General features: G+C 71.7%; 22 protein-coding genes. 13 read left to right on the forward strand and 9 right to left on the reverse strand.

Annotated features, from left to right (window positions below):
• Positions 1–15: 15 nt before the first annotated feature.
• Both ABZ876_RS00160 and ABZ876_RS00165 read right to left on the reverse strand, forming a co-directional pair.
• The gene (locus ABZ876_RS00160; protein WP_361772121.1) at positions 16–312 is read right to left on the reverse strand and encodes an MTH1187 family thiamine-binding protein; all 297 of its coding nucleotides are present in this window, start codon (positions 310–312) and stop codon (positions 16–18) included.
• Positions 309–653, reverse strand: coding sequence for a DUF3817 domain-containing protein (locus tag ABZ876_RS00165; RefSeq protein WP_361772123.1), 345 nt, complete (start codon positions 651–653; stop codon positions 309–311). The genes ABZ876_RS00160 and ABZ876_RS00165 overlap by 4 nt, the downstream gene beginning before the upstream one ends.
• A 211-nt stretch (positions 654–864) precedes the next feature.
• Here ABZ876_RS00165 and ABZ876_RS00170 point away from each other — a divergent pair, with 211 nt between their 5' ends.
• The 4 genes from ABZ876_RS00170 (at position 865) to ABZ876_RS00185 (ending at position 3509) form a co-directional block, all read left to right on the forward strand.
• A complete protein-coding gene (locus ABZ876_RS00170) occupies positions 865–1497 on the forward strand; it encodes an AIM24 family protein (RefSeq protein ID WP_234514336.1) in 633 nt (210 codons plus the stop codon).
• 1 nt (position 1498) lies between these two features.
• Positions 1499–2149 carry an AIM24 family protein gene (locus tag ABZ876_RS00175; protein ID WP_361772125.1) on the forward strand — a complete coding sequence of 217 codons (651 nt, stop codon included), beginning with the start codon at positions 1499–1501 and terminating at the stop codon, positions 2147–2149.
• Entirely contained in the window at positions 2146–2940 is a 795-nt protein-coding gene (locus ABZ876_RS00180; protein WP_361772127.1) for an AIM24 family protein, read from the forward strand. The genes ABZ876_RS00175 and ABZ876_RS00180 overlap by 4 nt, the downstream gene beginning before the upstream one ends.
• Before the next feature lie 92 nt (positions 2941–3032).
• Positions 3033–3509, forward strand: coding sequence for a MarR family transcriptional regulator (locus ABZ876_RS00185; protein ID WP_361772129.1), 477 nt, complete (start codon positions 3033–3035; stop codon positions 3507–3509).
• A gap of 24 nt (positions 3510–3533) precedes the next feature.
• On the opposite strand, the gene ABZ876_RS00190 is transcribed toward ABZ876_RS00185, so the two are convergent.
• The 3 genes from ABZ876_RS00190 to ABZ876_RS00200 all read right to left on the reverse strand — a co-directional run bounded on the left by ABZ876_RS00190 (position 3534) and on the right by ABZ876_RS00200 (position 7240).
• Positions 3534–4784: an MFS transporter gene (locus tag ABZ876_RS00190; RefSeq protein ID WP_361772131.1), complete on the reverse strand. Its 1251-nt coding sequence runs from the start codon at positions 4782–4784 to the stop codon at positions 3534–3536.
• A 249-nt stretch (positions 4785–5033) separates the two neighbouring features.
• On the reverse strand, positions 5034–5990 hold the full coding sequence (meaB, locus tag ABZ876_RS00195) for a methylmalonyl Co-A mutase-associated GTPase MeaB (RefSeq protein ID WP_361772133.1): 957 nt from the start codon (positions 5988–5990) through the stop codon (positions 5034–5036).
• Positions 5991–6037: 47 nt separating this feature from the next.
• Positions 6038–7240, reverse strand: a complete 1203-nt coding sequence (locus tag ABZ876_RS00200; protein WP_361772135.1) for an acetyl-CoA C-acetyltransferase — start codon at positions 7238–7240, stop codon at positions 6038–6040.
• Positions 7241–7388: 148 nt separating this feature from the next.
• On the opposite strand from ABZ876_RS00200, the gene mce reads away from it, so the two are divergent.
• The 7 genes from mce to ABZ876_RS00235 all read left to right on the forward strand — a co-directional run bounded on the left by mce (position 7389) and on the right by ABZ876_RS00235 (position 17119).
• On the forward strand, positions 7389–7829 hold the full coding sequence (gene mce, locus ABZ876_RS00205; protein ID WP_361772137.1) for a methylmalonyl-CoA epimerase: 441 nt from the start codon (positions 7389–7391) through the stop codon (positions 7827–7829).
• A gap of 234 nt (positions 7830–8063) precedes the next feature.
• Positions 8064–11912 (forward strand): polarized growth protein Scy, encoded by a 3849-nt coding sequence (scy, locus tag ABZ876_RS00210; RefSeq protein ID WP_361772139.1) that lies wholly within the window; start codon positions 8064–8066, stop codon positions 11910–11912.
• Between the two features lie 180 nt (positions 11913–12092).
• Positions 12093–13028, forward strand: coding sequence for a cellulose-binding protein (locus ABZ876_RS00215; RefSeq protein ID WP_361772141.1), 936 nt, complete (start codon positions 12093–12095; stop codon positions 13026–13028).
• A gap of 77 nt (positions 13029–13105) precedes the next feature.
• The gene (locus ABZ876_RS00220; RefSeq protein WP_361772143.1) at positions 13106–14083 is read left to right on the forward strand and encodes an ATP-binding cassette domain-containing protein; all 978 of its coding nucleotides are present in this window, start codon (positions 13106–13108) and stop codon (positions 14081–14083) included.
• Between the two features lie 3 nt (positions 14084–14086).
• On the forward strand, positions 14087–14860 hold the full coding sequence (locus ABZ876_RS00225; protein WP_361772145.1) for an ABC transporter permease: 774 nt from the start codon (positions 14087–14089) through the stop codon (positions 14858–14860).
• A 127-nt stretch (positions 14861–14987) separates the two neighbouring features.
• Positions 14988–16253 carry an ABC transporter ATP-binding protein gene (locus tag ABZ876_RS00230; protein WP_361772147.1) on the forward strand — a complete coding sequence of 422 codons (1266 nt, stop codon included), beginning with the start codon at positions 14988–14990 and terminating at the stop codon, positions 16251–16253.
• Positions 16250–17119, forward strand: coding sequence for an ABC transporter permease (locus ABZ876_RS00235; protein ID WP_361772149.1), 870 nt, complete (start codon positions 16250–16252; stop codon positions 17117–17119). Before ABZ876_RS00230 ends, ABZ876_RS00235 begins: the two co-directional genes overlap by 4 nt.
• 16 nt (positions 17120–17135) lie before the next feature.
• Here ABZ876_RS00235 and ABZ876_RS00240 read toward each other — a convergent pair whose 3' ends face one another.
• Positions 17136–17468 carry an ATP/GTP-binding protein gene (locus ABZ876_RS00240; RefSeq protein WP_361772151.1) on the reverse strand — a complete coding sequence of 111 codons (333 nt, stop codon included), beginning with the start codon at positions 17466–17468 and terminating at the stop codon, positions 17136–17138.
• 221 nt (positions 17469–17689) lie between these two features.
• Between ABZ876_RS00240 and ABZ876_RS00245 the strand changes: the two genes are divergently transcribed.
• Entirely contained in the window at positions 17690–18718 is a 1029-nt protein-coding gene (locus tag ABZ876_RS00245) for an LLM class flavin-dependent oxidoreductase (RefSeq protein WP_361772153.1), read from the forward strand.
• A 104-nt stretch (positions 18719–18822) separates the two neighbouring features.
• On the opposite strand, the gene ABZ876_RS00250 is transcribed toward ABZ876_RS00245, so the two are convergent.
• Positions 18823–19215, reverse strand: coding sequence for an SCO5389 family protein (locus ABZ876_RS00250; protein ID WP_361772155.1), 393 nt, complete (start codon positions 19213–19215; stop codon positions 18823–18825).
• A 291-nt stretch (positions 19216–19506) separates the two neighbouring features.
• Between ABZ876_RS00250 and nucS the strand changes: the two genes are divergently transcribed.
• Positions 19507–20178, forward strand: coding sequence for an endonuclease NucS (gene nucS, locus ABZ876_RS00255; RefSeq protein WP_361772157.1), 672 nt, complete (start codon positions 19507–19509; stop codon positions 20176–20178).
• Between the two features lie 73 nt (positions 20179–20251).
• Here the strand turns inward: nucS and ABZ876_RS00260 are convergent, their stop codons facing one another.
• Both ABZ876_RS00260 and ABZ876_RS00265 read right to left on the reverse strand, forming a co-directional pair.
• Entirely contained in the window at positions 20252–22846 is a 2595-nt protein-coding gene (locus tag ABZ876_RS00260; protein WP_361772159.1) for an ATP-binding protein, read from the reverse strand.
• A 245-nt stretch (positions 22847–23091) separates the two neighbouring features.
• A complete protein-coding gene (locus ABZ876_RS00265) occupies positions 23092–23415 on the reverse strand; it encodes an STAS domain-containing protein (RefSeq protein ID WP_361772161.1) in 324 nt (107 codons plus the stop codon).
• Positions 23416–23494 lie beyond the last annotated feature (79 nt).

A 23494-nucleotide genomic window follows, 5' to 3' on the forward strand; every position in this document is an offset into this window, starting at 1 on the left:
TCGTCTGGGGGTTCCTCAGCCGGCGGAGAGATGCCGCTCCACCGTCTCCACCTTCGAGGTCAGGCCGTCCGTCACGCCCGGGCGGATGTCCGCCTTCAGCACCAGGGACACACGTGGAGCGCGCTCCTCGATCGCCGCCACGGCGCGCTTCACCACGTCCATCACCGCGTCCCAGTCGCCCTCGACGGAGGTGAACATCGCGTCGGTGCGGTTCGGCAGACCGGACTCCCGCACCACCCGCACGGCTTCGGCGACGTACTCCCCCACGTCCTCGCCGACACCCAAGGGCGTCACGGAGAAGGCGACGATCATGCGTTCACGATCCCTTCCTTGCGGGCGCGGGCGGCGATCACGGCGTCCTCGGCCTCACGGCGCAGTTTGCGCTCGGCGAAGAAGCCGCCGGTCGGCAGCACGGAGAGGACGAAGTAGACGGCGGCGGTCTTCACGGACCACTTGGTGCGGTTCCAGGCGTCCGCCCAGAAGATCACGTACAGGATGAAGAGCACGCCGTGGATCGAACCCATGATGGGCACCGCGTCGAAGTCCGTGGTGCGCTTGAGTACCGAGCAGACGAGCAGCAGCAGGAAGGAGACGGCCTCGGGGGCCGAGACCAGGCGGAGCCGGCGGAGGGCGGTGGCGGTCTTTATGTCCACGGGTCACCTTCGGTGGGAGATTCACTGACGACGCAGCCGCTTTGTGAACGCATGCACAAGCGCCCCCATTGTGACATCAGGGGCGCAGTGGGCCGGGAGCGGGGGCGGGGTGTCGGCGACGGGTCCTGCGCCTAGGGGTCCGGTCAGGGTTCGGTCCACCCCCAGGCCCTGTCCGCTCCACCCGCCCGGCCGCTACCTTCGCACCGTGGCGATGTTCCGACTCCAAGGCAGCAAGGTGCTGGCCGTCGACATGACCGGGGACGCCGTGAAGGCGAAGAACGGCTCGATGGTCGCGTACGACGGACAGATGGCCTTCAAGAAGCTCACCGGCGGCGGCGAGGGGATCCGGGGAATGGTGACCCGCAGGCTCACCGGCGAGCAGATGACCGTGATGGAGGTGAAGGGACACGGAACCTGCTGGTTCGCTGACCGGGCCTCCGAGATCAACCTCGTCAATCTCCAGGGGGACAAGCTGTACGTCGAGTCGAGCAACCTTCTCGCGACGGACGCCGGGCTGCGCACCGGCACGTCGTTCACCGGCCTGCGCGGCGCCTCCCAGGGCAACGGCCTGTTCACGACGACCGTCGAGGGCCACGGCCAGGCCGCGATCATGTCGGACGGCCCCGCGGTGGTGCTGCGGGTGAGCGCGCAGTACCCGCTGACCGTCGACCCGGGCGCGTATGTGGCGCACCAGGGGAATCTGCGGCAGTCGTTCCAGTCGGGCGTGACGTTCCGCACGTTCCTCGGCGAGGGCGGCGGCGAGGCCTTCCAGATCCGCTTCGAGGGGGACGGACTGGTCTATGTCCAGCCCAGCGAGCGCAACACGATCGCGGGGGACCTCTGACATGGGCTTCCGCGAGGTGAACTCCAAGATGATCGAGGCGACGGTCACGCCCGGACAGCGGCTGTACAGCCAGCGGGGCGCGATGCTCGCCTACAAGGGCGAGGTGTCCTTCACCCCGAACATCCAGGGCGGCCAGGGCGGCGTCATGTCGATGATCGGCCGCCGCGTCGCGAACGAGGCGACACCCCTGATGACGGTCGAGGGCAGCGGCACGGTGCTCTTCGGGCACGGCGGCCACCACATTCAGGTGATCAACCTCACGGGAGACACGCTCTACGTCGAGGCGGACCGGCTGCTCGCCTTCGAGGGCACTCTCCGGCAGGGCACCGTGTTCCTGGGCGCACAGGGCGGTGTCATGGGGCTGGTGCGGGGCCAGGTCACGGGCCAGGGCCTGTTCACGACCACCCTCACGGGGCACGGCGCCGTCGCCGTGATGGCGCACGGCGGCGTCTTCGAGGTGCCGATCACCCCGCAGCGCCCGGTCCACGTCGACCCTCAGGCGTATGTCGCACACCACGGTGACGTACGCAACAAGCTGTCCACGGCGCTCGGCTGGCGCGACATGGTGGGCCGCGGCTCCGGCGAGGCGTTCCAGCTGGAGCTGAGCGGCAGTGGTGCGGTGTACGTGCAGGCGTCGGAGGAGAAGCTGTGACCACCTACCCGGGCGCCGGCCCCGTCGTGCACGACCCGATGACGCTGCCGGCCGACGACAACGTCGACAAATACACCTTCTGCGTGGAGCTCAAGGGGAGCCAGTGGTTCCTGCAGAAGGGAAAGATGATCGCGTACTACGGCTCGATCGAGTTCAACGGCATCGGGCACGGCCGGCTCGACCGTCTGGTCCGTACGTCGTTCCATTCGCCACTGCACGCGAGCGACTGGGTGGTGGCCGACGGCTCCGGCAAGATGCTCCTCGCCGACCGGGCCTTCGATGTGAATTCCTACGACCTGGACGACGGCAATCTGACCATTCGCTCGGGCAACCTGCTCGCTTTTCAGCCAAGTCTCGCACTCAAGCAATCGATCATTCCGGGCTTCCTGACGCTGATCGGAACCGGCAAGTTCGTGGCCGCGTCCAACGGCCCGGTGGTGTTCATGGAACCCCCGATCCGGGTGGACCCCCAGGCCCTGGTCGGCTGGGCCGACTGCCCGTCCCCGTGCCATCACTACGACCACGGGTACCTGACGGGCGTATGGGGCGGTCTACGTGCACTGACGGGCGTTGGCGGGGCCTCCGGGGAGGAGCACCAGTTCGAGTTCGCCGGGGCGGGTACGGTCCTGCTCCAGTCCTCGGAGACACTGATGGCGGAGCAGGCCACGGGAGCGGTTCCACACGAGCCCGGCGTACCGGGCGGCGGAGGGGTACCCGGTCATCAGGGACAGCCGGGGACACCGCGCCTTCCCGGACAGCTGGGGGACCTCCAGCGTCGCTTCGGGCTGTGAGCGGTAGTCTGCGGAGTGTGACGTCGAACGCGTGCGCACTGTCACACCACCCTCACTAGTTAGCCTTTCAACCTTTTAGGTAGACTTCATTCATGGAGACCGAGACGGCCACGCGCTGGCTGACCGATGCGGAGCAGTGCGCCTGGCGCACCCACCTGGAGGTCAACAGGCTGTTGACGTACCAACTCGAAAGGGACCTGCAGCCGTTCGGCCTGACGATGAACGACTACGAGATCCTCGTGAACCTCTCGGAGTCGGAGGGCTTGCGGATGCGCATGAGCGACCTCGCCGCCGCCACCCTCCAGTCCAAGAGTCGCCTCTCGCATCAGATCACCCGCATGGAGAACGCGAATCTGGTACGGCGCGAGAACTGCGAGTCCGACCGACGGGGCCTGTTCGCCGTCCTCACGGACCACGGCATGGAAACGATGAAGAAGGTTGCGCCCCACCATGTGGGGGCCGTGCGGAGGCACTTCATCGATCTGCTCTCCCCGGACGATCTGGAGCAGCTGCACAAGTCCCTGCGCCCGATCGCGGAACACCTCAGAGGGCAGCGGGGTAAGCCGTAGGGCTGCCCCGGCGCACGCCTCGCCTCACGGTGCCGCGGGGGCGGCCGGCGACTGCTGCGGCGCCGCCGACCACCCCCGGCGGCGCCCGAAGGGCACGGCGGCCAGCGCCGCCGCACAGGTCACCACCCCGGACACCACGAAGCAGAGCCCCAGCGGCAGTCGGCCCACCAGCGCCCCCACCGCCGCCGAACCGGCCGAACCACCCGCGTTGACCGCCATGTTGACCCAGGCCCCGGCACGGGTGCGCATGCCCGGCGAGGCCGACTCGTCCGCGAGCAGATACGCCGTCGTCAGCGCCGGGGCGATGAACAGGCCCGCGCAGACCACGGTCACGGTGAGAAACGCCAGGCCGGAGGCCAGTCCCGCCACGGCGAGCGTCACCCCGGGGGCCACGGCGAGCAGCGGCAGCCGGACCCGGGCGCTGGTGCGCCAGTCCAACGCCCCGTTCACCAGACCGCCGAGCGCGCTGCCCGCGGACAGCGCCGCCAGCACCCACGCCGCGGCGTCATCGCCGTAGCGCCGTTCCTCGGCGAAGGCCAGGACCAGCAGTTCGAGCGCGCCTACCGCGATTCCCACCCCGGCGGCCGCGAGCACCGGCCCCGCCAGGACCCGCCCCTGCCGACACCCTCCCGTGGGACGTTCCGGCTTCCCGGCCTCGGGACGCGCCCCGCCCACCGCAGGGGACGAGACGAAGGCGACCGTCCCGGCAGCCACCAGCAGCGCGCCGAGCGCCACCGCGGCCGCGGGCGGAGCCCATCGCACCACCGCGCCCACCAGCAGCGGGCCGGACACGAACAGCAGCTCCTCGGCCACCCCGTCGAGACCGTACGCACGCCGCAGCAGCCGCGGGTCGTCGACGAGTTCGCTCCACACGGCGCGCATGGTGGGACCCAGAGGGGGCGGGAAGGCGCCCGCGGCGACGGCCAGGGCACCCAGCAGCAGCGGCGGCGCCCCGGACCGCAGGCTCGCGGCGGCGAGCGCCGCCAGCAGCCCGGCATGGATCAGCGCCATCGGTATCAGGGCCCGCCGCGGCCCGTAGCGGTCGACGAGGGCCGCCCGCGGCGGCGACAGGAGGACCGTCATGGCCCCGAAGAGCGCCATGACGGTACCGGCCAGGGCGTAGGACCCGGTCGCCCGGGTCAGCGACAGCATGACGGCCAGGGGCACCGTCCCGTACGACAGCCGGCCGGCCAGCGCGGCGACGAAAGTGCGGCGGGCATACGGGACACGCAGAACGGCGGCATAGGAAGGCCGCGCGGAAGAGGGCGCAGACACGGGAATTCCTCGGCGTGAGGCACGGACGGGACGCCTGAGTGCCGCGACGGGTCACGGCCGACTGCCGTATGCCGATCGCGGACCGGGGCGGGTCCTATGCCAAGAGGAGGAACACGTGGATCAAGGTATCAGCGGGTGCCGGAGCGGGCCATGGGATTTCCGGCACCCGGGACGGTTTGCGGGACGGGTTTCCCGCACGAGTCCCCGGCCCGGGATTCCCGCACGGGTCCCCGGCCCGGGCGCGGCCCGTCAGCCGTTCGTCAGCCCCGCCACCAGTTCGTCCGACGCCCGGTAGGGATCCAGCTCGCCCGCCACTATCCGCTCGGCCAGCGCGCTGAGCCGGCGGTCGCCGTGCAGGTCGCCGATCCGCTCCCGCAGGGCCGTCACCGCGATCGTCTCGACCTCGTGGGCGGCGCGGGCCAGCCGGCGCTCCGCCAGCACGCCCCGCTCCTCCATCCACGCCCGGTGCTTCTCCAGCGCCTCCACGACCTCGTCGACGCCCTCGCCGCGCGCCGCGACCGTCTTCACGATCGGCGGGCGCCAGTCGCCCGGAGCCCGCGCCTCCCCGAGCCCCAGCATGTGGTTCAGCTCGCGCGCGGTCGCGTCCGCACCGTCGCGGTCGGCCTTGTTGACCACGTACACATCACCGATCTCCAGGATGCCCGCCTTCGCGGCCTGGATGCCGTCGCCCATCCCGGGGGCCAGCAGCACGACCGAGGTGTCCGCCTGGGAGGCGATCTCCACCTCCGACTGGCCCACGCCCACCGTCTCCACCAGGACCACGTCGCAGCCCGCCGCGTCCAGCACCCGGATCGCCTGCGGGGCCGCCCACGCGAGGCCCCCCAGATGGCCGCGCGTGGCCATGGAGCGGATGTACACGCCGGGGTCGGAGGCATGCTCCGACATCCGGACCCGGTCGCCGAGCAGCGCGCCGCCCGAGAAGGGCGAGGACGGGTCCACGGCCAGCACGCCGACCCGCTTGCCCTGCTTGCGGTACGCCGTCACGAGCGCCGACGTGGACGTGGACTTGCCGACGCCCGGAGAACCGGTGAGGCCCACGACATAGGCGTTGCCCGTCAGCGGGGCCAGTGTCGCCATGACCTCCCTGAGCTGCGGGGACGCCCCCTCCACCAGGGAGATCAGCCGGGCCACGGCGCGCGGCCGGCCTTCCCTGGCCTGGGCCACCAGCGAGGAGACGTCCTGCATCACAGCTCCGTTCACGTGCTCGCGTAAAGAGGTCGGATCGAGTGCGCTCAGGCCTTGGGTACCCGCACGATCAGCGCGTCACCCTGACCGCCGCCACCGCACAGCGCGGCGGCGCCGACGCCTCCGCCGCGGCGCTTCAGCTCCAGGGCGAGGTGGAGGACGATCCGGGCGCCGGACATGCCGATCGGGTGACCCAGGGCAATCGCACCGCCATGGACGTTCACCTTTTCGTTGGAAACTCCCAGGTCCTTCATTGACTGCACGGCAACCGCCGCGAACGCCTCGTTGATCTCGATCAGGTCGAGGTCCGAGACCTCCAGACCCTCCTTCTTCAGCGCGTGCACGATCGCGTTCGACGGCTGCGACTGGAGCGAGTTGTCCGGGCCCGCCACATTGCCGTGGGCGCCGATCTCGGCGATCCACTCCAGGCCCAGCTCCTGCGCCTTGGCCTTGCTCATCACGACCACGGCCGCCGCACCGTCCGAGATCTGCGAGGAGGAGCCGGCCGTGATCGTGCCGTCCTTGCTGAAGGCCGGGCGCAGCTTCGCCAGCGTCTCCACCGTCGTGTCGCCGCGGATGCCCTCGTCCTTGCTGAAGACGACGGGCTCGCCCTTGCGCTGCGGCACCTCCACCGGGGTGATCTCGGCCTCGAAGATGCCGTTCTTCTGGGCGGCCGCGGCCCGCTGGTGGGACAGGGCGGCGATCTCGTCCTGCTCCTTGCGGCCGATGCCCAGACGGGTGTTGTGACGCTCGGTGGACTCGCCCATGGCGACGCCCTCGAAGGAGTCGGTCAGGCCGTCGTAGGCCATCGCGTCGAGCATCTCGACGGCGCCGTACTTGAACCCCTCGCGGGAGTTCGGCAGCAGGTGGGGGGCGTTGGTCATGGACTCCTGGCCACCCGCGACGATCACGTCGAACTCACCCGCGCGGATCAGCTGGTCGGCGAGCGCGATCGCGTCCAGACCCGACAGACACACCTTGTTGATCGTCAGGGCCGGGACGTTCATCGGGATGCCCGCCTTGACCGCGGCCTGACGCGCCGGGATCTGCCCCGCCCCGGCCTGGAGCACCTGCCCCATGATCACGTACTGCACTTGGTCGCCACCGATCCCCGCACGGTCGAGGGCGGCCTTGATGGCGAAGCCGCCGAGGTCGGCTCCGGAGAAAGACTTCAGCGAGCCGAGCAACCGCCCCATCGGGGTGCGGGCACCCGCGACGATGACGGAGGTCGAGCTGTTCGTTCCAGACATGAGCGGCGATCCCCTTCCGGCTTGCACAGCCGAGGAGTGAACGAGGGTTTACTTCGAATGTACTGAGGGGTAGTGCACCCCGTCATCGGGCCGTCAGTGTGATCGCGCGCACGTTGCGTAACCACGCCCGGAGCGCTGGACTGATTCCATGCTGACGCGAATCGACCACATCGGAATCGCCTGTTTCGACCTGGAGAAGACCGTCGAGTTCTACACCTCGACGTACGGCTTCACCGTGTTCCACACCGAGGTCAACGAAGAGCAGGGCGTGCGAGAGGCCATGCTCAAGATCAACAACACGGACGACGGCGGCGCCTCCTACCTCCAGCTGCTCGAACCCGTCCGCGAGGACTCCACCGTGGCCAAGTGGCTGGCCAAGAACGGCGAGGGCGTGCACCACATCGCCTTCGGTACGGCGGATGTCGACGGGGACTCCGAGACCATCAGGGACAAGGGCGTACGCGTTCTGTACGAGGAGCCGCGACGTGGTTCCATGGGGTCGCGGATCACCTTCCTGCACCCCAAGGACTGCCACGGTGTGCTCACGGAACTCGTCACATCGGCGGCCGTTGAGTCGCCTGAGCACTGACTCCCGTACATAAGGGCCGGTAGGGTTGGGGGCGGTCGCCGCTCCACCAGGGCGACCGTGTCCCCCCGTAACCGGCGGGACACGTGACCGGGGTCCGGGTTTCGGGGGACGAGCGTCGGGGCAGCAGCCCATGCTCCGCCGTTGATCTGACACCATTCCCCGGGGGCACCGTTCGGCGGATGGACGGAGCTCGTTTGGAGAGACTTGCGACCAGGGGACGGATGGGACCGCGCAGTGCGGGGCTACGAACGCCAGGAGCGAGAGCCGGCGGCTGACGTCGACCACCTCTCTCGGTTCGAGGCCGAGATGGAGCGGCTGAAGACCGAGCGGGAAAAGGCGATCCAGCACGCCGAGGACCTCGGCTACCAGGTCGAGGTGCTGCGCGCCAAGCTGCACGAGGCGCGGCGCACGCTCATGACCCGTCCCGCCTACGACGGGGCCGACATCGGCTACCAGGCCGAGCAGATGCTCCGTACGGCGCAGATGCAGGCGGACCAGCTGCGGGCGGACGCCGAGCGGGAGCTGAGCCAGGCCCGCGCGCAGACCCAGCGCATCCTCCAGGAGCACGCCGAGCAGGCCGCCCGCCTCCAGGCCGAACTGCACGCGGAGGCCGTCGCGCGCCGCCAGCAGCTGGACCAGGAGCTCGCCGAGCGCCGGACCACCGTCGAGTCGCACGTCAACGAGAACGTCGCCTGGGCCGAACAGCTGCGCGCCCGCTCCGAGTCGCAGGCCCGCCGGCTGGTCGAGGAGTCCCGCGCCGAGGCCGAACAGGCGCTCGCCGCCGCCCGCGCCGAGGCCGAGCGGCTCACCGCCGAGGCCCGGCAGCGGCTCCAGAGCGACGCCGAGGCCGCCCGCGCCGAGGCCGACCAGATCCTGCGCCGGGCCCGCGCGGACGCCGAGCGGCTGCTGAACGCGGCGTCCACCCAGGCCCAGGAGGCCACCGACCACGCCGAGCAGCTGCGCTCCTCCACCGCGAGCGAGTCGGACACCGCCCGCCGCCAGGCGGCGGAGCTGAGCCGGGCGGCCGAGCAGCGGATGACCGAGGCCGAGGCGGCGCTGCGCGAGGCGCGCGCCGAGGCCGACAAGGTCGTCGCCGAGGCGAAGGAGGCCGCCGCCAAGGCGCTCGCCAACGCCGAGTCGACCAACGAGCAGCGCACCCGCACCGCCAAGGAACAGGTCGCCCGGCTGGTCGGCGAGGCCACCAAGGAGGCGGAGTCCACCAAGGCCGAGGCCGAGCAGGTGGTCGCGGACGCGCGCGCCGAGGCCGAGAAGATCGTCGCCGAGGCCTCCGAGAAGGCCCGCAGCATCACCGCCGAGGAGACCGCCTCCCAGCTCGCCAAGACCGCCCGTACGGCCGAGGACGTCCTCACCAAGGCGTCGGAGGACGCCAAGGCGACCATCAAGGCCGCCGCCGAGGAGGCCGAGCGGATCCGCCGGGAGGCCGAGGCCGAGGCGGACCGGCTGCGCGGCGAGGCGCACGACATCGCCGAGCAGCTCAAGGGCGCGGCGAAGGACGACACCAAGGAGTACCGGGCCAAGACCGTCGAGCTTCAGGAGGAGGCCCGGCGGCTGCGCGGCGAGGCCGAGCAGCTGCGCTCCGAGGCGGTCGCCGAGGGCGAGAAGATCCGCTCCGCGGCCCGGCGAGAGGCCGTCCAGCAGATCGAGGAGGCGGCCAAGACCGCCGAGGAGCTGCTCGCCAAGGCGAAGGCCGACGCGGACGAACTGCGCCAGAGCGCCACCAGCGACAGCGAGAAGGTGCGTACCGAGGCCATCGAGCGCGCCTCGACGCTGCGCCGCCAGGCCGAGGAGGCCCTGGAGCGCACCCGCAAAGAGGCCGAGACCCAGCGCGCCGAAGCCGTCGAGCTGGCGGAGGCGATCAAGGAGGAGGCCGAGCGGGCGGCTCGCGCCCTGCGCGAGGAGACCGACCGGGCCGTCGAGGCCCGCCGGACGGAGGCGGCCGAGGAGCTGGGCCGCCTCCAGGCCGAGACCGAGCAGCGGCTCGTCTCCGCCGAGCAGGCGCTCGCCGACGCGCGGGCGGATGCCGAACGGACCCGCCGCGAGGCCGTCGAGGATGCCGACCGGCTGCGCACGGAGGCCACCGAGCGCATTCGTACGCTCCAGGCGCAGGCCGAGGCCGAGGCCGACCGGCTGCGCACGGAGGCCGCCGCCGACGCGTCCGCCTCCCGCGCGGAGGGCGAGGCCATCGCCGTCCGGCTGCGCTCGGACGCCGCGGCCGAGGCCGAGCGGCTGAAGTCGGAGGCGCAGGACACCGCCGACCGGGTGCGGGCCGAGGCCCAGGCCGCCGCCGAGCGGCTGGCCGCGGAGGCCACGGAGACGCTTGCCGCCGCACAGGAGGAGGCCCTCCGGCGCCGTCGCGAGGCCGAGGAGCTGCTCGGCTCCGCGCGCCAGGAGGCCGACCAGGAGCGCGAACGGGCCCGTGAGCAGAGCGAGGAACTGCTCGCCGTGGCGCGCGCCCGGGTCGAGGAGGCCCAGACCGAGGCCGTACGCCTGGTGGAGGAGGCCGACCGGCGCGCCACCGAGATGGTGTCGGCCGCCGAGCTCCACGCCCAGCAGGTGCGGGAGTCCGTGGCCGGGCTGCACGAGCAGGCCCAGGAGGAGATCACCGGGCTGCGCTCGGCCGCCGAGCACGCGGCGGAGCGTACGCGCACCGAGGCGCAGGAGGAGGCCGACCGGGTCCGCGCCGACGCCTACGCGGAGCGGGAACGGGCCTCCGAGGACGCGGGCCGCATCCGCCGGGATGCCGCCGAGGAGACCGAGGCCGCCAAGGCGCTGGCCGAGCGGACGGTCACGGAGGCGATCGCCGAGGCCGAACGGATGCGTTCCGACGCCGCCGAGCACGCCCAGCGCGTGCGGACGGAGGCCTCGGACGCCATCGCCAACGCGGAGCAGGACGCGGCACGCACGCGTGCGGAGGCGCGCGAGGACGCGAACCGGATCCGTTCGGACGCGGCCTCGCAGGCCGACACCCTCATCACCGAGGCGACGGCGGAGGCCGAACGGCTGGCCAACGAGACCGCCGCCGAGGCCGAGCGGGTCCGGGCCGAGTCCGTGGCCAAGGCCGACGCGCTCCTCGCGGAGGCCACCGACGAGGCGGAGCGGCTGCGCGCCGAGGCCGCCGAGGCGGTCGGGTCCGCGCAGGCGCACGCCGAGCGCATCCGCAGCGAGTCCGCGCGGCTCAAGGCCGACGCGGAGGCGGAGGCCGAGCGGGTCACCACGGCCGCGCGCGAGGAGGCCGAGCGCACCCTGGACGAGGCCCGCAGGGAAGCCAACAAGCGGCGTTCCGAGGCGGCCGAGCAGGTGGACACGCTCATCTCGGAGACCGCGGCCGAGGCCGACAAGCTGCTCACGGAGTCCCAGCAGAGCGCGCACAAGACGACGGCGGACGCCGAGGCGCAGGCGGACACGATGGTGGGCGTCGCGCGCAAGGAGGCCGAGCGCCTGGTCTCCGAGGCGATGGTCGAGGGCAACTCGCTGGTGGAGCGGGCCCGGTCGGACGCGGACGAACTCCTCGTCGGCGCACGGCGGGACGCGACCGCGATCCGGGACCGCGCGGAGGAGCTGCGCCAGCGGATCACGGCCGAGATCGAGGAGCTGCACGAGCGGGCGCGGCGCGAGTCGGCCGAGGCGATGAAGTCGGCGGGCGAGCGGTGCGACGCGCTGGTCAGGGCCGCCGAGGAACAGCTGGAGAAGGCCAAGGCCAAGGCGAAGGAGACCGTCTCGGAGGCCAATTCCGAGGCGGGCAAGGTCCGTATCGCCGCGGTCAAGAAGGCCGAGGGCCTGCTGAAGGAGGCCGAGCAGAAGAAGGCCACCCTGGTCTCCGAGGCCGAGCAGATCAAGGCCGAGGCCATCCGCGAGGCCCGCAAGGCGGTCGAGGAGGGCAAGCGGGAGCTGGAGATCCTGGTGCGCCGGCGCGAGGACATCAACGCGGAGATCTCCCGGGTCCAGGACGTCCTGGAGGCGCTGGAGTCCTTCGAGGCCCCGTCCGGTGGAAAGGACGGAGGTGTCAAGGCGGGAGCGGCCGTGGGGGCGCCCCGTTCGGGTGGCAAGGCGTCAGACGGCTAGCAAGAGGTGAGGATTCTGTGCTTGTCGGGCGTTTCGCACAGGTCCTGGCAAGCGCTCAGACAGTTAGCCACCCGAAAGGAGTGTCATTCTCCAGATCAAACACGCATCCGCTCGATGACACACCGCTTCGGCCCCTAGGATTCCCCTATCACCTCACCGGTCTCTTTCGACAGGAACCCCATGAGCGACACTTCCCCCTACGGCTTCGAGCTTGTGCGGCGTGGGTACGACCGCGCTCAGGTGGACGAACGGATCTCCAAGCTCGTCTCCGACCGTGACAGTGCTCTCGCCCGCATCACCGCTCTGGAAAAGCGCATCGAGGAGCTCCACCTCGAGACGCAGAACGCCCAGGCCCAGGTAAGCGACGCGGAGCCGTCGTACGCGGGTCTCGGCGCGCGCGTCGAGAAGATCCTCCGACTCGCCGAGGAAGAGGCCAAGGACCTGCGCGAGGAGGCCCGCCGCGCCGCCGAGCAGCACCGTGAGCTGGCCGAGTCGGCGGCTCAGCAGGTGCGCAACGACGCAGAATCGTTCGCTGCGGAGCGCAAGTCCAAGGCCGAGGACGAGGGCGTCCGCATCGTCGAGAAGGCCAAGACCGACGCCTCGCAGCTGCGGGCCGAGGCACAGAAGGACGCGCAGTCCAAGCGCGAGGAGGCGGACGCCCTCTTCGAGGAGACCCGCGCCAAGGCCGCGCAGGCCGCCGCGGACTTCGAGACCAACCTCGCCAAGCGGCGCGAGCAGTCCGAGCGCGACCTGGCCTCCCGTCAGGCCAAGGCCGAGAAGCGCCTGGCCGAGATCGAGCACCGTGCCGAGCAGCTGCGCCTGGAGGCCGAGAAGCTGCGTACGGACGCCGATCGCCGGGCCCGCCAGACGGTGGAGACGGCCCAGCGCCAGGCCGAGGACATCGTGGCCGACGCGAACGCCAAGGCCGACCGCATCCGCTCGGAATCCGAGCGCGAGCTGGCGGCGCTGACGAACCGTCGCGACTCCATCAACGCCCAGCTCACGAACGTCCGCGAGATGCTCGCGACGCTCACGGGCGCGGCGGTGGCCGCCGCGGGTTCGCCCGCCGAGGACGAGCCGATCTCCCGCGGGGTTCCGGCACAGCAGTCCCGGTAACCGTCGGCGTCCCCACGTCCGCGAAGCCCCCCGCCACTCCGGTGGCGGGGGGCTTTGTGCCGTTCTAGCGTGACCACATGATCGAGCTCGAGGGGCTGACCAAGCGGTACGGCGAGAAACCGGCGGTCGACGGCCTCACGTTCACCGTCCGACCGGGCCTGGTCACGGGCTTCCTCGGGCCGAACGGCGCCGGGAAGTCCACCACCATGCGGATGGTGCTCGGGCTCGACCACCCCACCGCCGGTGACGTCCGCATCGACGGCAGGCACTACGACGAGCTGAAGGATCCGCTGACGTGCGTCGGGGCCGTGCTCGACGCGGGGGACGTGCACGGCGGTCGCAGCGCCTTCAACCATCTGCTGTGCCTCGCGCAGAGCAACGGCATCCCCACCACCCGCGTGCACGAGGTGCTGGACACCGTCGGCCTGACGTCCGTCGCGCACAAGAAGGCCAAGGGTTTCTCGCTCGGCATGAGCCAGCGCCTCGGCATCGCCGCCGCGCTTCTCGGCGATCCGCGCATCCTGATGTTCGACGAGCCGGCCAACGGCCTCGACCCGGAGGGCATCCACTGGATCCGCACCCTGATGAAATCCCTGGCCGCGCAGGGGCGGACCGTGTTCGTCTCCAGCCATGTCATGAGCGAGATGGCGCTGACCGCCGACCATCTCGTGGTCATCGGTCAGGGCCGGCTGCTCGCCGACACCTCCATGGCCGACTTCATCCGGCAGAACTCCCGGTCGTACGTCCGGATCCGCTCCCCGCAGCGCGAGCGGCTGCTCGACGTGCTGCACGAGGCGGGCATCACGGTCGTCGAGTGCGGCGGCGGCGCGCTGGAGGTGGACGACGGCAAGGCGGAGCTGATCGGCGAGCTGGCCGCCCGCCACCAGATCGTGCTGCACGAGCTGAGCCCCCGGCATGCCTCCCTGGAGGAGGCGTTCATGCGGCTGACGGCGCAGGCGGTGGAGTACCACGCGCACTCCGATGTCCCCGGCGGCTCCTGGCCGCGGCAGGCGGCGCGCGCCGGGTGGGGTGCCGGCCGGCGGAAGGGGGCCTGAGCGATGACGGCGGTGACCCAGGTCCTGCGCTCGGAGTGGACGAAGATCCGGTCGGTGGCGTCCACGGTGTGGACGCTGTCCCTGGCCCTGGTCGTCACCGTGGTCCTCGGCATGCTGATCTCGGCCCTGACCCGGAACGAGTTCGACCGGACCAACCCGGCCGACCGGCTCTTCTTCGACCCGACCTACGTCAGCTTCGCCGGGATGAGCCTCGGTCAGCTCGCGATGATCGTTTTCGGGGTGCTCGTGGTGTCGAACGAGTACAGCACGGGCATGATCCGCACCTCGCTGGCCGCGGTCCCCCGGCGCGGCACGTTCCTGCTCGGCAAGATCGCGGTGGCGGCCGCGCTCGCCCTGGCCGTGTCCGTGGTCACCAGCTTCGTCGCCTTCTTCCTGGGGCAGGCGATGCTCGGCCCCTACCGGGCGTCGCTCGGCGATCCCGGCGTGCTGCGCGCGGTCTTCGGCGGCGGGCTGTACATGACGCTCATCGCGGTGTTCTCCATGGGCATCGCCGCGATGCTGCGCTCGCCGATGCTGTCGCTCGGCATCCTGATGCCGTTCTTCTTCCTGATCTCCAACGTCCTGGCGAGCGTCTCCGCGACGAAGAAGGTCGGCCGCTTCCTGCCCGACCGGGCCGGAAGCAGGATTCTCCAGGTCGTGCCGAGCTTCGGCGACGACACCCCGTACGGACCCTGGGGCGGACTCGGCATCATGGTGCTGTGGGTGGCCGCGGCGCTGGCCGGGGGGTATGTCCTGCTGAGGAGACGGGACGCCTGAGCGTCCGGTTGTGACCTGCGGGGCTTTACGTTCTCTTGAGTGGAACCGTCAGCGCCCGGATATCCTCCTAACCCTTACGGGGGCAGTGTGGGCCCCGACGTCCTGAACCTTTCGATGGGTGCGGAGCATGATCGAGGCAGTCGGCCTGACGAAGCGCTACGGCGACAAGACGGCCGTGTACAACCTTTCCTTCCAGGTGCGGCCGGGTGCCGTCACCGGCTTCCTCGGGCCCAACGGCTCGGGCAAGTCGACGACCATGCGGATGATCCTCGGCCTGGACAACCCCACCGCCGGGCAGGTGACCATCGGCGGTTACCCGTACCGCAAGCTGCCGAACGCCCCCCGCCAGGTCGGCGCCCTGCTCGACGCCAAGGCCGTGCACGGCGGCCGGGCCGCCCGCAACCACCTGCTGTGCCTGGCGCAGCTGTCCGGCATCCCGGCCCGCCGTGTCGACGAGGTGCTCGGCGTCGTCGGGCTCCAGGACGTGGCCAGGAAGCGGTCCAAGGGCTTCTCCCTCGGTATGGGCCAGCGCCTCGGCATCGCCGCCGCGCTCCTCGGCGACCCCCAGGTGCTGCTGTTCGACGAACCGGTCAACGGCCTCGACCCCGAGGGCATCCTCTGGGTGCGCAACCTGATGAAGGCGCTCGCGGCCGAGGGCCGAACGGTCTTCGTCTCCTCCCACCTGATGAGCGAGATGGCGCTCACCGCGGACCACTTGATCGTGATCGGGCGCGGGCAGCTGCTGGCCGACATGAGCGTCAAGGACTTCATCTCGGCGAACTCCGCCGACTTCGCGCGGGTGCGCACGCCCGACACCGAGCCGCAGCATCGCGAGAAGCTGACCTCCGCGCTGACCGAGGCGGGCGGGCACGTGCTGCCCGAGCAGGACGGCGCCCTGCGCGTCACCGGGCTGCCGCTGCCGCGCATCAGTGACATCGCGCACGACGCCGACGTACGTCTGTGGGAGCTGTCTCCGCACCAGGCGTCGCTGGAAGAGGCGTACATGCGGATGACGCAGGCCGCGGTCGACTACCGCTCGACCATCGACCAGAAGGCGGGGCTGATGCAGCCGCTGCCGCCCGGCGTCCAGCCTCCGATGCCGGTGCCGGGGCAGGGCCAGCCGGGCTGGTACGCCCCGCCGCCGCCCCAGCAGGGCGGTCAGCCGTTCGCGCTGCCCGGACAGCCGCCCACGGGCCCCTACGGCGGCCCGGGCGCGCCCGGCGCGAACGGGGGGCCGAACCCCTACGCGCAGCCGGCCCCGCAGACGCCGGCGCCGGCCACCCCGCCTGCGGCTGCCCCGCAGACGCCGGCCGCTCCCACCGCCTCCGCGCCTGCCTCTGCCTCCGCCCCTGCCCCTGCTGCCGACCTGACCAAGTCCGAGGACGCCCGATGAGCACGCCCCAGCCCCCGATGCCGCAGGCCGCGCCCGCCTGGCAGGCGGCCCCCGGCTCCGCGTACCCCACCTACACCTCTCCGATCCCCGTGGTGCGCACGCACCTCGGGCACGCCATCGCCTCGGAGTGGACGAAGATCAGATCGGTGCGCTCCACGATGTGGACGCTGGGCGTGTTCCTCCTGCTCGTCGTCGGCATCGGTCTGCTGGTCGCCCTGCTGGTGGCCGCAAAGTCAGGGGACACGGACCTGTCGGGGGAGAACCCGCTCTCGTTCGGCGTGTTCGGGCTGCTGCTCGGCAGCATCTGCCTCATCACGCTCGGGGTGCTGACCACCGCCTCCGAGTACGGCACCGGCATGATCCGGACCACGATGGTCGCGTGCCCCTCCCGCGGCCGGGTGCTGGCGGCCAAGGCGGTGGTGTTCTTCGCCGTCGCGTTCACGGTGAGCCTGCTCTCCGTCGGTCTCGTGGCCTTCGCCGACGCGGCCCTGCTCGACGGCGCCCGGCAGCCCTCCGGCATGGAATGGCTGAAGGGCACATTCGGCGTGTCGCTCTACCTCGCGCTGCTCGGGCTGCTGTCGCTCGCCATCGGCTCGGTCATCCGGCACTCGGCCGGCGCCATCACCATCATGATCGGCCTTGTGCTGGCCCCACTGGTCATCGCGCTGTTCATGTTCTCGGAGTCGCTCGACGGCGTGCGCACGGCGCTGTTCGAGTACTCGATCCCGAACCAGCTCAGCGTCTTCTACTCCAACTCCCTGACCCGGTCGGGCCCGTCCGGCTGGGACCCGCTGTGGATCATGGCGGTGGTGACCGCCGTCGTCTTCGCCGGCGCCTGGCTGCTGCTGGAGCGGCGGGACGTGTAGGCCGCCTGCCCCGGCCTCAGTACCTCGGCGCGTTACGGGACCGCTGCACCCGCGTGGTGCGGCGGTCCTTCGCGTTCCAGCACGCCCTGTGCCAGTGCCGGCGGTCGTCCACGCCCGCGTGCTCGGGCCAGGCCACCACATGCGGGACACCGGAGGGGATCACCTGGTCGCAGCCCGGGCAGCGGTAGGTCTTGCCCTCGGCCGCGGCGCCCGCGACATGGCGCACGCTCCACGCCTCGCCGCGCCAGCTCTCGGTGGTCTGCCGGCCGCCGTAGCGGGAGCTGTCGTCCTCCTCCGCGCTCCGGCCGGACGAGCCTGCGCCCTTGGGGCGGTTGCGACGCGGGGACACGGAACACCTCACAGGGCTATGCAGGGAGCAGGGGCCCTATCCAGCCTACGCGGCGCAGACGGGGGTACGCGTACGTCTCCAACCCTGACAGAACCCCCTCCCACCGGCCGATTCTGAAGACAATCCGCAAATCTCTCCCCGGGGCCGTGACTTGGGCACATGTCAGGCAGTTATGCCGGGTGGGGGAGCTCCGCGTCGGAGCCAGGAAAGCAGGAAGTGCCATGCAGGTAGGAAGTTTTGTACTGGCGGCCCAGTTTCCGGGCCAGGGCCAGGGGGAGGCGCTGCACCGCGCGGTGCGGTCGGCCGAGGTCGCCGAGGAGGCGGGCCTGGACGCGGTGTGGCTGGCCGAGCACCACTTCGTGCCGTACGGGACATGCCCGTCCGCGCTCACCCTGGCGGCCCTCCTGCTGGGCCGTACCCGCCGGATCCGGGTCGGCACGGCGGTGAGCGTCCTGCCCACCTCCCACCCCGTGGCGCTCGGCGAGCAGGCCGCGCTGCTGCACCTCACCACGGGCGGGCGCTTCTCCCTCGGGGTGGGGCGCGGCGGCCCCTGGGTCGACCTGGAGGTCTTCGGCACGGGTCTTCGGGCCTACGAGACGGACTTCCCCGAATCACTCGATCTGCTGGTGCGCTGGCTGCGCGAACCGTCCGTCGCCACTCAGGGGGAACGATTCACCTTCCGTGAGGTCCCGGTCGTCCCCCGCCCCTCGGAGTCGCTCACCGACACCGAGGGCCCCGAGGTCGTCGTCGCCTGCACCTCGCCCGCGAGCGTACGGCTGGCGGCCGAGCGGGGGCTGCCGATGCTCCTCGGCATGCATGTCGGCGACGAGGAGAAGGCGGACATGGTCGCGCTGTGGCGGAGTTGCGCGCACGCGGCCGGGGTCGGCGGGGACGCGATCGCCCGTGCCGCTCATGTCTCGGCCGGCGTCTGCCAGATCGCCGACCGCCGCACCGACGCGGTCGAGACGCTGACGAAGGCGATGCCAGGCTGGCTGAAACAGGGGCTCGACGCGCATGTGACGGTCGACGGCCGGGCACGGACGATGCGGGACCCGCTGGTGTACACCGAACTGCTCTGCGGGCTGCACCCGGTGGGCACCCCGCGGCTGTGCGCCGACCGGCTCGCCGCGACCTGCGAGCGGACGGGCATCAACCGCTTCGCTCTGCTCGTCGAGGGCTCCGGGGACCTCGCGGCGACGGAGGAGAACGTGCGCAGGCTGGGTGCCGAGGTGCTCCCCCAGCTCCGCTGAGCCCGCCGGGCCGGGCCCGTCACCCGGGCCCGGCGGGAGCTTGCCGCTCCGGTACAGATGCACCTCCCGGCGTACAGAGCGGCAAGCCGTACGGCTCTGGTGTCTCAGCAGTCGCGCAGCTCCGGCGACTGGTTGAGCAGTTGACTGCGGACCGAGGTGAAGCGAGCCAACGTGTCGTCCACTGAGGAGTCCAGCGGGAACACCGCCACCCGGTGGCAGTTCTGGAAGGCCAGGCGCACTCCGAAGTGCCGTTGCAGCGCACCGCGTATCGCGTCACTCGCAAGCGCACGCAGCAGCTGTCCACGTGCCTGCTCGTCCGGCGGGGGCGTCAGGTTGTCGGCGAACTGGCCGCCGTCCACCTTCAGCTCGGCCACCAGGGAGCTGATCATCTCCCACGCATAGGGCAGGGAGGTCCGGACGCAGTCGACGAAATCGGCTTCGTCGACCTCGCCTCGCTCGGCCTGTTCCAGTAGGGCCGGTGAGACGTCGAGCGACATGGGTACTCCTCTCGCACCCCGAGACAACAGGGGTCGACGGACAGGGATGGGAGTTCGCTATCTCGAACACGCTGCGTACACACCACGCGACCTCCCGTTTACTACGGTAGGCAACGGGCGGTGACGGCACCAGGAGAATGCGCGCAGAGCCGACTCCCATTAGGCACACAACCAGCCATAGGCGAACGGGGGCATCCCGGGTGAAAGGGAGGACACGGGGGAGCTGCCGCCAGGGGCGGCCGAGGAGGGCGAATCGCGTCGGGACGGTGCGGTCGAGTAGCGTTGCCGACCATGCGTCTCGTCATTGCCCGGTGCTCCGTCGACTACGCGGGCCGCCTCACCGCCCACCTCCCCTCCGCACCCCGTCTGATCCTGGTGAAAGCGGACGGCAGCGTGTCGATCCACGCGGACGACCGGGCCTACAAGCCCCTCAACTGGATGTCGCCGCCCTGCGCGCTGAAGGAGGGGACGGGCGACGAGGAGGGCGTCTGGACCGTCATCAACAAGACGGGCGAAAAACTGATCATCACAATGGAGGAAATCCTCCACGACTCCACGCACGAACTGGGCGTGGACCCCGGGCTGATCAAGGACGGCGTGGAAGCGCACCTACAGGAGCTGCTCGCCGACCGCATCGAGACGCTCGGCGACGGCTACACGCTCATCCGCCGCGAGTACATGACGGCGATCGGCCCGGTGGACATCCTGTGCCGGGACGCCGAGGGCGGGACCGTGGCGGTCGAGATCAAGCGGCGGGGCGAGATCGACGGCGTGGAGCAGCTCACGCGCTACCTGGAGCTCCTGAACCGTGACCCGCATCTCGCGCCGGTCCGCGGGATCTTCGCGGCCCAGGAGATCAAGCCGCAGGCCCGCGTCCTCGCCACGGACCGCGGCATCAGCTGCGCCGTCCTGGACTACGACGCGCTGCGGGGCATCGAGGACGACAAGCTGCGGCTGTTCTGATTCCGGCGTCGCCTGACGCCGAGAGGGCCGGGTCCGGGGTTCCGGATCCGGCCCTCTTGCGCCACTGGGGCCGTCAGATCACCAGGCGCTCGCCGCCCGGCGTCCCCGAACCACTGCTCTGGGGTGCGCTCGCGGAACCCGACGTCGAGGCCGGGGCGCTGGAGGACGCCGGGCCGCTGGCCGAGTTGGAGACGGGTGGTGTGGGTCCGGAGGACGACGGAGACGGCGTGGTGGACGTCGGCGACGGGGAGCCCGACGGCGTCGATGGCTTCGTCGTCGGCGTCGTCGGCGTCGTCGGCCTCGTCGTCGGCCGGGACGTCGGCCTCGTCGGCGACTTCGACGGGACCGTCGGCCGCTTGCTCGTCGGCTCGTCGACCGGCACGCCGCCGGTGCTCCGCGGTGTCGGATCGTCGGAGGTGCCGTAGGCGCCGTCCGGGCCGGGGTTGGTCGGCGTGGGGGCGGCGCCGGTCGCGCCGGAGGCGCCACCGCCGTCCGAGTCGCCGCCCGCCTTGTCCGCGCCGAGGCTGTCGTCGTTCGGGCCCTCGGTCGCCGAAGGGCCCACCCGGACCTGGTCGGACGGGGCGTTGCCGTTGCTGTTCGAGGTCATGCCGAGCGTCACCACGGTGCCCAGCACGGCGACCAGGGCCGCGCCCGCGCCCGCGGCCACCAGGTTGCGCCGGGTGCCCGTCACCGCACCGCGGACCCCACCGAGCCGGGACACCGGCTTCGCCGGCACCTGGTGCGCGACCAGTGTCGCCGTGTCGCCGGCCGGCGCGGACGGACCGAAGCCGCCCGGAACGCCGCCGCCCGACCGGGATGCCGGTTCCTCCTGCCGCGCGTCCGGTGCCTCCCCGGCCGCCGCGGTGCGCACCACGAGCGGCGCGGTGCGCGCGCGGTCGCCGACCAGGGCGAGGGCGCGCCGCCCGGCGACCGTGCCGCGCTTGTCGGCGAGGGCGCCGCGCAGCCCGATGGATGCCTCGAGTTCGGCACGAGACCGGTCGATCTGTCCCGTACAGAGCGCGAGTATGCCCAACTCGTGGTGGAAGTAGGCCTGTTCGACGACCTCACCGGCGCTCCGGGCGACCTCCGTGCCGGAGCGCAGCGCCCGCTCCCAGGCCCCCCAGTCGAGCCCCGCGGCGAACGCGGGCGCGGCCTGCCGGGCCAGCCGTACGGCGACGCTGCCCTCCTCGTCCTCTCCGGACGAGGCCGGGGATGCCACCTGCTCGGACGAGTTCGAGAGCCGGGTGGAGACCGGCGCCAGGGCAGCCAGCGCGGCCAGCACGGCGTCCGCCTCGGCCACGACCCTCGCCGGGGTGACCGAGGGGTGTCCGGCCCACCAGCAGTAGTGCTGGGCGGCCTTGAGCGCGTACTCCTCCGCCCCGGTCGCGTACCCGGCCGCCTCCAGCTGGGCCGGTACCCCGGCCGCGAGGCGGTAGCGGGAGCCGACCGGGGAGACCAGCGCGCAGTCGGCGAGTTCGGCGAGCGCCGCGTCCGCGTGGGTGTCGTCCACGAGGGCCGGCAGATGCGTCTGGTGGGGCACCTCGCCGCCCAGCGCGACCGCGAACTTGAGCGTCTCGCGCGCCGACGCGCTGAGCCGGGAGGCGAGCAGCGGGGCGGCCGCGGCGGCCTCGGCGAGCGACGGAAGGGGCACCTCGGGCCCGTCTGCGGCGTCGCCGGGCGCGGGGCCCTCCGCCTGCTCGGACGAGGCCTTGGCGGAGGGGACGTTCTGGAAGACGCCGAACTCGTCGACGGCGTCCTCCTCGGCCCGCTGCCGGTCCCGCTGCCGCAGCAGTGCCCCGGCCTGCATGAAGCGCAGCGGCAGCCCCTCGGACTCGAACCACAGGTCGCCCGCCCAGTTCGCCTCGTCCTCGGTGAGGTCGCGGCCGACGGCGCGTTCCAGGAGTTCCAGGCCGGCCGCACGGTCGAGTCCGCCGAGGAAGACCTCCTCGACGCGCGAGTCGGCCGAGGGCGCGGGGACGTCGGGCGTTGCGGAGAGCAGGAAAGCGCACTCGGGCGTCGCGTCGAGCAGTTCGTCGAGCGCGCTGCCGCCGAACTCCAGGTCGTCGAGGACGACGACGGCGCCGATGTCCTGGAGATACCGCACCAGTTCGTCCCGGTCCGGGCGGAACAGGGGCGCGTCGTATACGGCGGCGAAGAGGTCGTACAGCAGTTCGTTCGTGGTGCGCCGGTAGCCGCAGAGGCGGATCACGCCGTCGGGGGCGAGGTCCGCACAGTCCTCGGCGACGATGTCCAGGAGCGCGGTGCGGCCGGAGCCGGACGGGCCGGTGAGCCGGACCGAGCGGCCGCGCGCGAGGAGCCGTACCAGCCGCTCCCGCTCCTCCTGGCGCTTCAGCAGGGCCTGCTGCGGGCGCCCGGGCCCGGCCGGGACGGGCGGCTTCGCGGCGCGGGCCTTGTCCGCCCGGTCGGCGGCGGTGCGCTTCACCGGCCGCTCGGGCCGCCGCCCGGGCGTGCACGCCTCTATCTCGCTGCCGTCGACGGGGTTGACGGTGACCAGGAAGTCGCCCGTCACGAGCTGCACGGTGCGGGCGAGAGCCGGTGCCGGCTGCCCGAAGTCGGATGTCATGAGGTCCCGCGGCGGACGCTGGCGCGGTGCGGCGTGGTCGCCGTCGTGGCCGTACTCCTCGGGTCCCTCGTTGTTCGGGTCCATAGGTCCAAGCCCCCAAAAGCGTCGTGTGCCTGAGCCCCTCCCGGCCTTGCCGCACACTGCGCTGTCGCTTCTGGTCCGGTGCCCGCACGAGGGATGCGGGCGGCGGGCAGCCGAACCTTAAACCTTGGCACAGTATCTCTGACAAGCCGGGGTACCGCGCCGTCCGAGACGTCACAGTCTCGTGAGGATTGCGCGCGACGTGCGTTTCGGCGGCGTTCCCTGCAAAGACGCCGCGCGCCGCCCGCTCACACCCGGGGGAGCGACTCCACGCCGATGCCGCCCTCGATGGCCAGGATCCGGTGCAGCCGGGTGGCCACCAGCAGGCGCTGCATCTGCGGTGGGACATCGCGCAGCACCAGCCGCCGGCCGCACCGCCCGGCCCGCCGGTGGACGCCCATGATCACCCCGAGCCCGGTGGCGTCCCAGGAGTCCAGTTCGGACAGATCGAGCACCAGGTCGCCGACTCCGCCGTCGACGGCCGAGTGCAGGACCGTACGGGCGTCCGCCGCGCTGCGGACGTCGAGGCGGCCCCCGACGACCAGCCCGGCGTGGTCGCCCCTGATGTACATATGCGCTCCCCGAGAGTGCGTCGTCCGTACTCCGTTTTGTGGTTGTGCAACGTCTGACTGCGCTGAGCACCATCAGGTT

The organism is Streptomyces sp. NPDC046931 (genome assembly GCF_040644655.1).
Lineage (GTDB): Bacteria > Actinomycetota > Actinomycetes > Streptomycetales > Streptomycetaceae > Streptomyces.